This is a genomic window from Streptomyces actuosus, assembly GCF_016921115.1.
Lineage (GTDB): Bacteria > Actinomycetota > Actinomycetes > Streptomycetales > Streptomycetaceae > Streptomyces > Streptomyces actuosus_A.
In genome coordinates this window covers 597,565-611,391 of sequence record NZ_JAFFZS010000001.1, presented here as the reverse complement: position 1 = coordinate 611,391, position 13,827 = coordinate 597,565, and the positions used below count along the sequence as shown (strand labels likewise).

Here is a 13,827-nt window from a genome sequence, read left to right as displayed (position 1 = left end):
GGCTGCGCGCTCCGCGGCTCGCCCCCCGCGGTCGCACCCGCCGTCAGGCGTCCCGAGGCAGGAGGACGCGGGCGAGTTCGATGCGGGACCGGATGTCGAGACGCGTGAAGACTCCACGGAGGTGGTGGTCGATGGTGCGGGGGCTGAGAAGGAGCTGGGCTGCGATCTCACGGTTGGTGGCGCCTTCGGCAGCCATGCGGGCTATCACCAGTTGCTGGGGCGTGAGCCGTTGCGTGAGGTCGTCCTGTTCGCCGACAGCGGTTCTGGGCAGAGCCGCCTCACCGAGGGACCGCAGTTCGGCTCGTGCCTGGGCGGCCCACTGCGGAGCGCCGAAGTGCTCCAGCGACTGCAGTGCGCTGAGGAGCCGGTCACGCGCCTCGGCACGTCGGCGGGAGCGGCGCAGGGCAGAGCCGAAGAACAGCTCCGTGCGAGCACGTTCGAAGTCCTGGACGCCGGTGGTGTGGAGGTCCAGGGCGGTGCGGAAGTACGCGTCGGCCTCCGGCCCGGCGGCGAGCAGAGCTCGGCAACGGGCGACGAGGGCGCGGTGGGTGTCGGACCCGACGGCGTCGACCCAGCGCTCGTAGAAGTCGAGGGCGTGGTGGGCGAGGGCCGTGTCGCCGGTGCGGACGGCGGCTTCGACGTAGTGCGGGGTGGCGAGATGCCGAATGACAGGGTGCCCGTTGCTGATGAGCGCGCGCAGGCGTGCGACGGCCGCCGCCGGCAGGCCCGCACCGAGGTCGAGGAATGCCTGCGCCCAGAAGCTGAGGGCCGAGGCGAGCCCGAGTCCCCGTGGCAGCGCGTACTCTGTCGCCGCCTCCGCCTGCGACTGGCAGGTTTCCCGGTCGCCCCGGATGGCGGCGCACATGGCGAGTGCGGCTCGGAGATGACAGGCGCCGCTGTCCTGTCCGCTCTCTTGGGCCTGCCGCAAAGCTTCTCGTACCGCCGCCTCGGTGGCCTGGGGACGCGAGCACCAGAACTCGGCGTAACTCCGGAACTCCAGTGCCTGGGGCAGCGCAGCACCGTCGTTGCGGATGCGTGCCGCGGCGGCGGCCCGCATGGTCGCCGAACGAGCCCGGACGGGATCCCCGAGCAACATCGCGGCAACGCCGTCGTGGATGAGAAGGATGGGGTCCTGCTGGGGAGCCCCGCGCCTCGGAGCGCTCTGCAGCGCCCGACGGGCCCCGTCGTAGTCGCCTTCGGCGGCAGCGGCGAGTCCGGTCAGCGTCCCAGGTGGCGTCAGGCGGCATCGGAGGGCCACCTCGACGGCCTCACGGCACCGTCGCAGGTCCCCTGAGTAGACCAGGGCCTCGGTGGCACGGGCCAACAGGTGGGCGGCACGCTCGGGGTCACGCTCCGCACACCCGGCCGCGGCCGACAGCAGATCCTCGAAGGCCTCGCCGGCATCGCCGCCGCGCAGCGCGAGGACACCGAGCATCGCGGTGTCGCCGCCTGCCCTGGCGAGTCGGCGGGCCCGGTCGGAATCCCCGGCGTGCCAGGCGTCCGTGGCGGCTTCTCCGAGCAGTGTGGCGCTGCTGCCGTGGTCCGGATGCAGTGCGGCGGCCCGCTCCAGCAGAGCACAAGCCAAAGTGTGCCTGCGGTGGCGGCGGGCAGTATGCGCTGCTGCTTCGAGCTCGGCGGCGAGTCGCTTGCTGGGCCCGAGAGCCGCAGCACCGCGATGCCAGGCACGCTCAGGCGCCTCGCTGTCGTGGTGGAGTACGCGCGCCAGCAGGCAGTGAGCCTCCCTCCGGTCCACTACCGAAGCGCCCTCATAGACCGCGATGCAGGCCCAGCGGTCGTGGAAGGTGATACCGGTGGCCGAGTGGTGGGCGAGATCGGCGGCCTCCGCCGGAGCCACCGCCCGACTGTCCATGCCGGCGGCCACCACCGCTCGCGAGAAGGCGTTCGTCGCCACCGGATACTGGTCGCACGCGGCGAGCAGCACCAGCCTGCGCGTATCGGCGGGCAGGCGGGATATCCGGCGCCGCAGTTCCCGCAGCCTGGCGGGTGCGAGCTCTGAGGGCTCGCTCGGCAGGGGGTCGACACCGTTTCGCTGTCGGTCCGTCAGAAGGCCCAGTGTCTCGGCTGCGGCCCGTGCATCACCGTGCACGGCTCGCAGAACGCGGCTTCGGACGCCTTCGGAAAGGTGTCCGGCCAAAGGCATGGTTTCACATTCGGTCGGCATGTCGGCGTGGCCAGAGGTGGGGGGTGGGGGGTGGGGGATCGCGCGGGCTGCACCGAGCGGAGGTTACTGGTGAGTTACTCGCGCGTAAAGACCTGCGGCACATGCGTATCGGTCCTGCGGCTGACAGGACTTCACATGAGAGCCGGGCGGGTGGCGGTGGCTTGCCGGGGCGGGCCGGCGGGCCGGGTCGGCGCCTGAGTGGCCTCCGCCCGTCCTTCGAGGGACGGCAACCGGCGTTGAGCAGACCCGTACACGGAGACCGGCGACTTCACCGATGCCGGGAGGGCGGGGTCGGCCCGAGACTCCATCCACCCCACCTCGGTAAGGAGCACTGTGAGACGTCTTGTGCGGAACAGCACCGCAATCGTGACCACTGCCCTCGCAACGGTCATTCCGGCCCTCGTCGCGACGCCGGCCCACGCCGCTACGCGCAATCCCGTGATCTTCGTGCATGGCTTGAGCAGTTCCGCCGGCACCTGGGACACCTGGGTCTCGAAGTTCAAGTCCGACGGCTACTCCTCCTCGGAGCTGTACACCTGGTCGTACTCGTGGAGTCAGTCCAACAAGACCACCGCGGCACAGCTGGCCACCAAGGTGCAGCAGGTACTCGCCCAGACCGGGGCCGCCAAGGTCGACCTGGTCACTCACTCCATGGGCGCGCTCAGCGCGCGCTACTACCTCAAGAACCTGGGCGGCACCGCCTACGTGGACGACTTCGTCTCGACGGCCGGCGTGAACCACGGCACGGACGTCTCCGCGCTGTGCGCATGGCTCTACACCTCCTGCAAGGAGATGACGAGTGGAAGCAGCTTCCTGACGGCGCTCAACTCCGGTGACGAGACGCCTGGCAACGTCGACTACGCCGCCTACTGGTCGAACTGCGACGCCGCCATCAACCCGGACTCCAGCGCGAAGCTGGCCGGCGCCACCAACGTGCTGGTCGGATGCATCTCGCACACCCACATGAACGAGGACTCCGGCGTCTACAGCCAGGTCCGCGACTTCATCGCCTGACGGACTCGGGCCGGGGCCGCCTCCCGCCGCTGGGGCGACCCCGCCACTGCTCCGCCGACGGTGCCGGGCCGGTCGTGGCCGATCGCCGGTCACAGGGAGTCCGCCGATGCGGCCGATGCATGCGCTGCGGTGCCACGGGCGAGGCCGGCCACTGGTGGCCCAGGACGGTGAGAACCATGACGACGGGGCGCCGACCGCCACGGCGACATGCGGGCCCCGACCCCACAGCCTCTGCACGAGTACCACCACAGCCGTGGTGAAGCCCTGCCCCGGCTCACCACCCACGCCCTGGGAGTGGTGGGGGAGCGTGCCGGGCGCCGCTCCGGGGCCGACGTCGGCTGTCGGGGCACCGGACCGCGCCGCGAGGCAGTCCGCCCGCCGAGGTGCGCTCTGGTGGGCCGGAGCCACGCGGGCCGGGGCGGGTGGGCCCTCTCCCACATCCACGTCCGAGCCGACTGCGCAGAAATACCCACACGGTGCGAGGCGGCGAATGGGTGAGGCGACCGATGCGCCCAGCGCCGCCGCAGGGGGACCCTTCCAGTGACCCCCTCGGTCCCTGCCCTGCCGCCGCCGGACCACGGGACCTCCAGGTCGTCCGGCGCGCCGGGCACCGAGGACGCGGGAAGGAGGCCGTGATGAGCACGCAAGAGCGCGGACTGCCGGGACGACCCGCCGCCGAGCAGCCCGACGCCTTCCTCGACGCGCTGCGCGCGGCGATGGAGCCGTCACGGGAGGAGGAACCGGCATGAGGACGAAACTGTTCGAGGTCACCGGGCTCGACGGCGGGCACGTCGGCCTGACCTCCGCACAGATCGAGCAACTCGGCACCCGGCTCGAAGGGCCGCTGCTCACGGCCGGGGACGACGGCTGGGACGAGTCCGTCCGGGTCTGGAACGCCATGGTCACGGCGAAGCCCGCCCTCGTCGTCCGGCCCGCGTCCGCCCGGGACGTGGCCGCGGCCGTGCGCTTCGCCGCGGACCACGGCCTGCTGCTGAGCGTCAAGGGCGGCGGCCACAACATCGCCGGGACGGCACTCGCCGACGGCGGGCTGACCCTCGACATGTCCGGCATGCGCGAGGTCACCGTCGATGTCTCCCGCCGCCTCGCGCACGTCGGCCCGGGATGCCTGCTGCAGGACGTCGACCGGGCGACCCAGGAACACGGCCTCGCGACGGTGCTCGGGTTCGTGTCCGAGACGGGCGTGGCGGGCCTGACCCTCGGCGGCGGCTTCGGCTATCTGACGCGGCGGTTCGGATGGGCGGCCGACAACCTGGAGCAGGTCGAGATCGTCACGGCCGACGGCGTGCCGACGGCCGCCGACCGGGAGCACCGTCCGGACCTGTTCTGGGCGGTCCGCGGCGGGGGCGGCAACTTCGGTGTCGTCACCCGTTTCACCTTCCGGCTGCACGAGGTGGGCCCCGTCGTCACCGGCGGCATCGCCGCCTGGCCCGCCGACCGCGCCGACGACGTGCTCGCGACGTACCGGGAACTGACGGCGACAGCACCGCGCGAGCTGACGGCGGTGGCGGTCGTCCGGCTCGCACCGCCGGCGCCGTTCGTCCCCGCCGAGTGGCACCTGCGGCCCGTCGCCGCGCTTCTGGTGTGCCACAGCGGCACCGACGTCGAATCCGACCTCGCCCCGCTGCGGGGTCTGGGGGAGCCGCTCTTCGACCTGATCGGGACGAAGCCGTACGTGGCCCAGCAGTCGATGATCGACGCGCTGGAGCCCAAGGGCCTCGACCAGTACTGGAAGGCCGAGTTCCTGCCGGACCTGCCGGAGGACTACCTCCCCGTCTTCCGGGACGCCGCGCTGGACGTCGCGTCGCCCCTGTCCTTCTCCGTCGTCTTCCATCTCGGGGGTGCGCTGAACGACATCGACGGCGACGGGGGAGCCGTCGGCAACCGGGAGGCGAGGTTCATCAGCGGCTTCTCCGGGGTGTGGCCGCCGCAGGCCGACGGTGAGGGGATCGTCGCCGCCGTCCGCCGGGGGTGGGAGCGGATCCGGCCGTTCTCGACGGGCGGGAACTACGTCAACTTCCAGCTGGCCGAGGACGACACCACCCGGACCGCCGACGCCTACCGGGGCACGTACGAGCGGCTCCGCCGCATCAAGGCGCGCTACGACCCGGACAACGTCTTCCGCGTCAACCGCAACATCCCACCGGGATGAGTGCCCCTGCCCGCGGCCGCCCCTGGATCACCTCCCGACCTGCGTCGTGCGCGCGACGAGGAGGGCGATGTCGTCGTCGGCGGAAGCGGGCATGAGGCGCGCCAGGAGGCTGTCGCACAGGGCGTCGAGCGAGGGGAAGGGCTCGGCGAGCGTGTACGTCAGCTCGGCGAGCCGCTCGTCGATGTCGGTGCCGCGGGACTCGATCAGACCGTCGGTGTACAGCACGAGGACGCTGCCCGGAGCGAGGACGTGGTCGGTCGTGGTGTAGCGCGCGCCGCCGACCCCGAGGGGGACGCCGGGCGGCAGGTCCAGCAGGCGCACATCGCCGTCCGGGGTGATCAGGGCGGGCGGGGGATGACCGGCGCGGGTCAGCCGGCAGTGGCCGGTCGCGGGGTCGACGACGGCGTACAGCAGGGTCGCCAGCATCGGTTCGGCCAGATCGTCCAGTGCGGCTTCCAGCTGGGCGAGGATCTCCCGCGGCTCCAGGTCGAGCCGGGCCAGCGTGCGGATGCCTGCGGAGAGCCGGCCCATGACCGCCGCGGCGGTGATGCCGTGGCCCATGACGTCCCCGATCAGCAGGGCCGCCCTGCCACCGGGCAGGGACAGTACGTCGTACCAGTCGCCGCCGACCTCGTTGGCGTCGCTGGCGGGCAGATAGCGGTGGGCCACCTCGATGCCCGTCGGCGGGGTGATGTGCTGCGGCAGCATGCTGCGCTGCAGCGTGACGGCGGTGTCGTGCTCCCGGTGGTAGAGGCGTGCGTTGTCGATGCTGACGGCGGCGCGCGCGGCGAGCTGGGAGGCGAGGGCCACGTCGTCGCCGTCGAACGGCGCACCGGCGCGGGTGCGGTAGAAGGTGGCCACGCCCAGCGCGAGGTCACGGGCGACGAGCGGGACCATCATGAACGAGTGCGCGCCCACCTCCAGCAGTTGGGTGGGCCGGCTGCTGTGGCGGGCGGCGGGCGCGATGCTCTGGGCGTCCATCCGGGCCAGCAGGAACGGCCGCCGCTCGGAGAGGGCCAGGGTGTAGGGGGCCGTGGCGGGGAAGACCAGGGTGCGGCCGAGCGGGGCGAGCATGTCGGTGACCGGGGAGCCGGACAGCGGAGCCTTGCCGAGGCGGCGCAGGCTGATCCCGCCGGCGAGCCCCGGGCCGGGCTCGTCCCCGCGGGCCAGGGTGTCCAGCACGTCGACGGTGGCTGCGTCGCCCAGGGCGGGAACGGCCAGGTCGGCGAGTTCCTGCGCGGTGCGCTCCAGTTCCAGTGTGGAGCCGACCCGGATCGACGCCTCGCTCAGCAGGGCCAGACGCCGTCGCCCGGCTTCGGCCTCGGTGTGGGCGCGCTGCTGGTCGGTGATGTCGAGCAGGGAGGCGATCACGCCGATCGGCCGGTTCCCGGGGTCCTCGACGCGGACGTAGGAGCACGACCACACCCGGTCGTGGTCGGGGTCGGCCGGGGTGCGGCCGACCCGGCGCCGGTCGAGCACCGGCTGCCCGCTGTCGACGACGCTCTGCATCGCCTCCTCCATGTCGCGGGCGTTGACCTCCGGCAGCAACTGGGACAGCCGCCGGCCGATGTGGGCGGACTCCGGCAGGCCGTTCATCTTCTCCAGGGCCGGGTTGACGCGCAGGAACCGCAGCTGCGTGTCCAGGACGGCGATGCCGACCGGGGAGCGGGCGAACAGCCCGTCCCAGACGGCCGACGAGCCGCGGATCCGGCGGGCCGCGTGCGCGTCGGCCGCGAACACCATGACCGCGGACGTGTCGTTGTGGCGGTCGGTGACGGGACCGGCCCAGATCTCCAGCTCGATCGGATGCCCGTCCGCGTGCCAGGCGGTGACGGTGCCCATCACGCCCCGGCCGCCGGCCACCGCCTCCCACAACGACCGGCCCAGGCTCCGGTCGGCGCCGGGGTGGAGCAGTTCGGCGATGTGCCGTCCCACCACCTCCTGGGGGGAGTGGCCCAGCAGTTCCTGCGCGGCGCGGCTCCACCGCACGACGATGCCGTCGGCACTGGTGACCACCTGCGCCACCGGCAGCGCGCCCATCCACCCTCCGGCCTCCCGGGCGGCACCGCTGACCAGTTCCTCCACCGGCTCACTCACCGGACGCCTCCTCGCCGACGAACGGCAGCGGGGTCCCGGCCCGGCGGAGCGTGGTGGCCGGCGTGCACGGGGACCGCGGACGCGTCCGCGGAGTCCCTTCCTCCTCCTTGCCGTCCGCCGGCGCGGGGCCACTGCACCGGGGCACCGCGCACCTCGGTGCGGACGCGGCCCGCCGCGCCGCGCAGGGGCGCCCGGCCGTTCCGCTCGCCCGGCGCGCGGTCGACGGGACCGCGGCGGGTACGCGGGCCGGTGAGCCGGCGGAACCGGCGCGCACGGACGCGGCCGGCCCGGCCCAGTCGCGTTGTCACACCACCATGGTCGCCCCGTCGGGGCGCGAGCGCCCGTCCGGCCGGTCCCGCCCCGGGGGCGTACCGCTCCCTCGGGACGTAGCGCGGGAACGTGCCGCCACGGGACGTGCCAGGGGAGTGGGGGTGCGGCGGAAACCGGCCCGGCGGCGGCCGGGGACGCGCGGCCCGCAGTCCCCGGGCTCCATCACCCTCCCGGGCTCCCTGCCCCGGCCGACCCGGCCGTTCGCGCCGCACCTATTCGCGCGGCATTCGCGCGGCAGCTGCTGTCGGCGCCGCACCTGCCGTCCGTGCGGTCCTGCCGTCCGCGCCGTCAGGACGGCAGGTCCTGCTCCGCCCAGACGACCTTTCCGGCCGGGGTGCGGCACGCCCCCCAGCGCCGGCACATCATGTTGATCAGCTGCAGTCCGCGGCCCCCCTCGTCGCTGAGCTCGGCATGCTGGATCTGCGGCAGATCCGGGCCCGTGTCGGACACCTCCACCGTCAGCCGCTCGTGCCGTACCAGCCGCAGCTCGCCCGGGGCGTGTCCGTAGCGCAGGGCGTTGCCCACCAGTTCGCTCACCACGAGTTCGGTGCTGTCGACCAGGTCCGGCAGTCCCCACTTCGGCAGCACCTCGCGCACGGTGCGCCGGGCCCGGGACGCGGCGGATCCGTCGGGCGGCAGCGCGCACGTGTGCGCCTCGTCGCCGGGGGTGACCGGTACCGTCCCGGCGATGAGGACGATGGCGTCGTCCTCGGGGTCCCCGCCAGGCCGGGACCGGACCGCGTCGCAGACCGCCGCTGCCTGGGGGAGCGCCTCACGGGCGGTTCGCCTCAGACCGGCCAGCTGCGCGTCGACGTCGGTCGTGCGGGATCTGATGAGCCCGTCGGTGTACAGCATCAGCCGCCCGCCCGGCGCCACCGTGCACTCGACCGGGTCGTACGGGATCACCCCGGTACCCAGCGGTGCCCCGACCGGCAGGTCGACGTAGCAGTCGGTGCCGTCGTCCAGGGTCAGCAGAGGCGGCGGGTGGCCGGCGCTGGCGATGCGGAACGTGCTGCTGCACGGGTCGTACACCGCGCACAGGCACGTGGCCACCTGCTCCTCCTCCAGATCGCGGACGGCCAGGTCGAGGCGGGCCAGCATCCGCTCCGGGGCGATGTCCAGTGCCATCAGCGTCCGGGCCGCCGTACGCAGTCTGCCCATCGTCGCCGCCGCGGCCAGCCCCCGACCCATCACGTCCCCGACCATCACCGCGCTCCGACCGCCAGGCAGCGCCACCACGTCGAACCAGTCGCCGCCCACTCCGGCCGGGTCCGGGGTGGGGGTGTAGCACGAGGACACCTCCAGCCCGGGAGTGCGTGGGGTGGCCCGGGGCAGCAGGGTCCGCTGCAGCATGACGCCCTGGAGGCGCTCCCGGCCGTACAGGCGCGCGTTGTCGATGTACACGGCCGCCTTCGAGGCCAGCTCCATGGCCAGGGCCAGGTCGGCGCGGGTGAACGCGGGACGCCTGCCCGCCCGGATGAAGTCGGCCAGCCCGAGGAGCTCCCCCCGGGCGATCAGCGGGACCGCCATGTACGAGTGCACGCCCGCCCGGCGCATCAGCTCCGCCGCCTCGGGACCGGGGGCGACCGCGTCGTGGTCGGCCCGGGTCATCCGGCCGACCAGGACGGGTCTGCGGGAGGTCAGGCACTGCGCGCCCAGGCGCTGAAGGGTGTGCACGGACGGCTGCCCCACCGGATCGGGGGCCAGCTCCAGCCCGTGGACCTGGGACACCGCCATGGCCCGCAGCAGGGCGCCCTCGTGTCCGTCGCGGCGGTCGCCCTCCTGGAAGCGGAGGACCGACTCCAGCAGGTCCACCGCGCAGCCGTCGGCGAGTTCGGGCACGGTGAAGTCGGCCAGCTCCTCGGCTGTGCGGCGCAGATCCAGCGTGGTGCCGATGCGTAGACCCGCCGCGTTCAGCCAGGCCAGCCGGTGACGTGCTCCCAGTACCTCGGCCACCGGGGACAGGACGTCCCGCAGGGCCCGGCGCCCTCGGGGAACCCATGGGCCGGGCCGGGAGCGCCACCGACCCGCTGTCGTCCGCACACGGCACCTCCGTCACGTTCTGCCTCAGTCGATTCTGCCCGGTGCGCCGCCACCATGCCCGCCTCCCGGCCGGACCCGCCACAACCTTCCTCGTGCGGACGGGCACGGACGGTCGTCGTCCCGCGGCTCCTCCGGCCGACGTGACGCGCCGGACCGGCATTCTCCCGCGTCGGCCCGGCCGGGCCGACGCGTGCTGGCGCACGCGCCGCGGCAGCACCTCCTCGAAGGCGCCGCCGGGTCCGGAGGCGTACGCCGAGGTGCGGGCCCGTCGGGCCGGTTCGCGGAACCCACACTTCGTCAGGTCGTCGGTCGTCGGTCGTCCCGTTGCCCGTTGCCCGTTGCCCGTTGCCCGTTGCCCGTTGCCCGTTGCCCGTTGCCCGTGAGCCGTGAGCCGTGAGCCGTGAGCCGACGGGGCGGCGGCTGGTTCGGCGACGACCCGGTCGGTCGCCCTGGCGACCGACCCTGATGGGCCGTCAGGCCGCAGGCAGGCGCGGACCGCCGGGAGGATGCCCCAGGATGGGCGTATGACGGGTCCGAGGGCGGTGACGGTCGGCGTCGATCTGGCCGCGAGCGCGCGGCGCACCGCGGTGTGCCGTGTCGTCTGGGGCGGCGGGAGCGGGCTCACCCCCGAGTTCCTGGCACCGGAGGGGGACGAGGACCTGCTGGCCCTCATCCGCGCCGCAGACAGGACGGGCCTCGACTGCCCGCTCGGGTGGCCGTCGAGCTTCGTGGCGACCGTCGGCGCCCACCACCGGGGCGAGCCGCTGCCTGCCCCGGTGCGTTACGAGGAACGGGAGGACGGCCGGGCCGGGCTGGACCCGCTGAGGTTCCGGCTCACCGACGACCTCACCTGGAAGGCGACCCGGATGCGGCCACCCCTGTCGGTCTCCACCGATCTGCTGGGCGTCGTGGCGCTGCGCGCCGTCCGGCTGCTGGCCGCGCTCGGCTCCCCGGACGCGCCGGTGCCCCGGGACGGCTCGGGTCAGGTGGCGGAGGTGTACCCGGCCGCCGCCCTGCGGTGCTGGGGCATCCGCCCCCGCACCAGCTACAAGCGGGCCGGGACGGAGGCCGGGCCGGTCCGGGAGGACATCGTGCGGTCGGTGGAGCAGGGTCTGGGAGTGGTGCTGCCGGAACCGGTGCGGGCGCAGTGCGTCGACAGCCACGACCGTCTCGACGCGCTCCTGTGCGCGCTCGTCGCGCGCGCCGTCCAGATCGGCGGGACCCGGGGGCCGCGGACCGCGGCCGAACGGGCGGCGGCCGAGCGGGAGGGCTGGATCCACCTCCCCGGCTGCAGCCTCGCGGCGCTCGTCCCCTGACACAGGCCGCCACGACCGCATACCGCCCGTGCCGCCCGCGGCAGGCCGACCGGCGTGCGGACGGGCATTCGGCGTAGCGGACGCCCCGGCCCGTCGGCGCGGCGACGCGCGACCGGCGTCGGCTGTGCGCCGCGCGGGAGCGGTTCCGGGCCGGGGGCCGAGCGGTCGGGGATCGGACGGGGACCGGAGGCGGCCACCGGCCGACGCATTTCGACCGCCTCGTGACACGACCACTCCCCTTCGCGGGTGAATGCTGCGGTGCCCGCCGACGGCGTCCTGCGGTCGGGTCGCGTCGTCCCGGAAGAGGCACCGGCAGGGACAGGACATCCCCCAGCCCGAGGTGTGGTCCGATTTGCGATCGCTTACGGCCGGATGTGATCAGAATAGATCGAAAGGGGGCTGGATCGGGGCGGACTCGAGTGCGGGTTGTCGATCGTTCGTGCGAGCCCTCATACCAGAGTGGGACGCTTTGCGGGTGACTTTGTCAACTGCCCATCGCACCTGATGCGTTGGCGACTACTGTGAGTGGCCGAGTTGCGCACCATGCGCGAGCAAACAGGCCCGACGGACCAGTACGAGGACACCGATGTCTCACCTCCGCGCACCGGCCGCGCGCGCCGACCGCCGTGAGGGCGGCGGGCGGCACGGGCGGCCGGTAGCCCGCACCCTCCCCGCCGTGCCCGAGACCCACATACGGCCACAGCTCCTGCGTCTGGCCGTCCTCCCGCCCGTCGCGGTCGCCCTCAGCGCCTGCGCGGCCGTCCTCTTCGCCGTGCGCTCCAGCGGCACCCGGCCCGGCCTCTCCCTGTGGGCCGTCCTGGCCGGCGCCGCGTCGGTCGCCGGAGCGGGGATCGTCATCGCCGCCGTGGCCGCCGGCCGGGCCGCCAGGGGAATCAGCGAGCGCATCGGCGCACTGCGCCGCAACAGTGCGCGCGGCGAGGCCGATCTGCGCTCCCTCGTCGAGGCGCTCCGCCGCGGCGACGCCCCGCCGCAGCGCAAGACCCGCGGCCAGCCGCCCGCCGACGCCGACGAGTTCGAGCTGCTCGCCGCCGACCTGGCCCGCGCGCAGCTCTCCAGCCAGGCCGGCAGCCGGCAGAAGCTGGAGGTCTTCGTCAACCTCGCCCGGCGACTTCAGTCCCTCGTGCACCGCGAGATCTCCATCCTCGACGAGCTGGAGAACGAGATGGAGGACCCCGACCTGCTCAAGGGGCTCTTCCACGTCGACCACCTCGCCACCCGCATCCGCCGCCACGCCGAGAACCTCGCGGTGCTCGGCGGCGCCGTCTCCCGGCGTCAGTGGAGCAACCCCGTCCCCATGACGGAGGTGCTGCGCTCGGCCATCGCCGAGGTCGAGCAGTACTCCCGGGTCAAACTCGTGCCGCCCGTCGACGGCGAGGTGCGCGGGCACGCCGTCGCCGACGTCATCCACCTCCTCGCCGAACTCGTCGAGAACGCCACGGTCTTCTCGGCCCCGCACACCCAGGTGCTGCTCCGCGCCAACCTGGTCACCTCCGGGCTCGCCGTCGAGGTCGAGGACCGCGGCCTCGGCATGCCGGTCGAGGAGCAGCACCGGATGAACGCCCTGCTCGCCGACCCCGACCAGGTCAACGTCGGCCGGCTGCTGGCCGACGGCCGTATCGGGCTGTTCGTCGTCTCGCAGCTGGCCCGGCGCCACGGAATCCGGGTCCGCCTCCAGAGCAACATCTACGGCGGTGTCCAAGCCGTCCTCGTCGTCCCGCAGGACGTGCTCGGCGCGGCGCGGGGAGCGGACGGATCCGCCGCGGCGCAGCCGGGGCAGGAAGGCGTCGTGGGCGGGACGGGACCGGCTCCCGCGGGCACGCCGGCGGCCCTGCCGCCCGCCGCCCCGGAGCCCCGCACCGCGCCGGCCGCGCCGCAGCCCTCCCCGCGCACCTCCCCGACCGGGGATCCCGGCCCCGTGGCGGCCACGACCGTGCCCCATGCCGGGCACCGCCGGGCGGACCGCGACCCCGCGGACGTCCCCGCCGCACCGCACCACCCGGAGTACGACACCTCCGACCCGGCCGGCCCGCCCCGGCCCGTGGACCTCGACACCCGCGCACCCGCGGCCGCGCCGCCCGCGCCCCGCGCGGCCCGGGACCCCGACGGGCCCCCGGCGCCGCTTCCCGTGCGCGGGAGACACGAGGACCGGGTCAACCCCGCCGCCGCGCCGCCCGGCATCCATGCCGAGGACCGGCCCGCCGTCGAGGACGACGGCGGCTCACCGGCCCTACCGCGTGTCGGGCCCGCCCACGGCACCGCGGGCCCGCCCCGGCTGCCCCGCCGCCGCGCCCGGGAACACCTCGTCCCCCAGCTGCGCGGAGGCCCCGCGTCGCGCCCGGAGTCCGAGCAGCCCGCCGGTCACGACCCCGGCCTGATGGCCGCCTTCCAGCGCGGAATCGGTCTCGCCGAGGCCGGCCCGGGCCCCCGTCCGGATGCCGGACCGCCCCCGGAGTCCACGACCCCGACGGCTCGGCGCCCCGCCGACGAACCGCCCCCGGCCGCATCCGAGGCGCGCGCCGTCCCCACGGGCCCGGCGTCCGGGGCACCGCGCGCCCGGGACGGCCGGGCCGAGCCGGGCCCCGAGCACACCGCCCCGACCACCCGGCACGACGGGAGCGCACCGGCCGGATGACCACCACCCGCACCACCCCGGG

The 13,827-nt window shown here is 74.4% G+C and carries 7 protein-coding genes; 4 read left to right on the top strand and 3 right to left on the bottom strand.

Going from position 1 to position 13,827, the window contains the following annotated elements; all coding sequences use genetic code 11:
* Window positions 1-43: 43 nt before the first annotated feature.
* Entirely contained in the window at window positions 44-2,182 is a 2,139-nt protein-coding gene (locus JS756_RS02695) for a helix-turn-helix domain-containing protein (protein WP_205381239.1), read from the bottom strand.
* Window positions 2,183-2,527: 345 nt separating this feature from the next.
* Here JS756_RS02695 and JS756_RS02690 point away from each other — a divergent pair, with 345 nt between their 5' ends.
* Window positions 2,528-3,196 carry an esterase/lipase family protein gene (locus JS756_RS02690; protein ID WP_438817281.1) on the top strand — a complete coding sequence of 223 codons (669 nt, stop codon included), beginning with the start codon at window positions 2,528-2,530 and terminating at the stop codon, window positions 3,194-3,196.
* Between the two features lie 745 nt (window positions 3,197-3,941).
* Window positions 3,942-5,366, top strand: coding sequence for an FAD-binding oxidoreductase (locus tag JS756_RS02685; RefSeq protein WP_205381237.1), 1,425 nt, complete (start codon window positions 3,942-3,944; stop codon window positions 5,364-5,366).
* Between the two features lie 27 nt (window positions 5,367-5,393).
* On the opposite strand, the gene JS756_RS02680 is transcribed toward JS756_RS02685, so the two are convergent.
* Together JS756_RS02680 and JS756_RS02675 are read right to left on the bottom strand one after the other, a co-directional pair.
* A complete protein-coding gene (locus tag JS756_RS02680) occupies window positions 5,394-7,463 on the bottom strand; it encodes a SpoIIE family protein phosphatase (RefSeq protein ID WP_307790248.1) in 2,070 nt (689 codons plus the stop codon).
* A 618-nt stretch (window positions 7,464-8,081) separates the two neighbouring features.
* The gene (locus JS756_RS02675) at window positions 8,082-9,749 is read right to left on the bottom strand and encodes an ATP-binding SpoIIE family protein phosphatase (RefSeq protein ID WP_438817278.1); all 1,668 of its coding nucleotides are present in this window, start codon (window positions 9,747-9,749) and stop codon (window positions 8,082-8,084) included.
* Between the two features lie 611 nt (window positions 9,750-10,360).
* Here JS756_RS02675 and JS756_RS02670 point away from each other — a divergent pair.
* Both JS756_RS02670 and JS756_RS02665 read left to right on the top strand, forming a co-directional pair.
* Window positions 10,361-11,152, top strand: a complete 792-nt coding sequence (locus tag JS756_RS02670; protein ID WP_205381235.1) for a DUF429 domain-containing protein — start codon at window positions 10,361-10,363, stop codon at window positions 11,150-11,152.
* 586 nt (window positions 11,153-11,738) lie between these two features.
* The gene (locus JS756_RS02665) at window positions 11,739-13,805 is read left to right on the top strand and encodes a sensor histidine kinase (RefSeq protein ID WP_205381234.1); all 2,067 of its coding nucleotides are present in this window, start codon (window positions 11,739-11,741) and stop codon (window positions 13,803-13,805) included.
* Window positions 13,806-13,827 lie beyond the last annotated feature (22 nt).

Excerpts from the sequence above, each read along its gene's own strand:
- JS756_RS02685 (WP_205381237.1), top strand. The coding sequence starts at position 3,942 with ATGAGGACGAAACTGTTCGAGGTCACCGGGCTCGACGGCGGGCACGTC.
- JS756_RS02665 (WP_205381234.1), top strand. The coding sequence starts at position 11,739 with ATGTCTCACCTCCGCGCACCGGCCGCGCGCGCCGACCGCCGTGAGGGC.
- JS756_RS02695 (WP_205381239.1), bottom strand. The coding sequence starts at position 2,182 with ATGCCGACCGAATGTGAAACCATGCCTTTGGCCGGACACCTTTCCGAA.
- JS756_RS02670 (WP_205381235.1), top strand. The coding sequence starts at position 10,361 with ATGACGGGTCCGAGGGCGGTGACGGTCGGCGTCGATCTGGCCGCGAGC.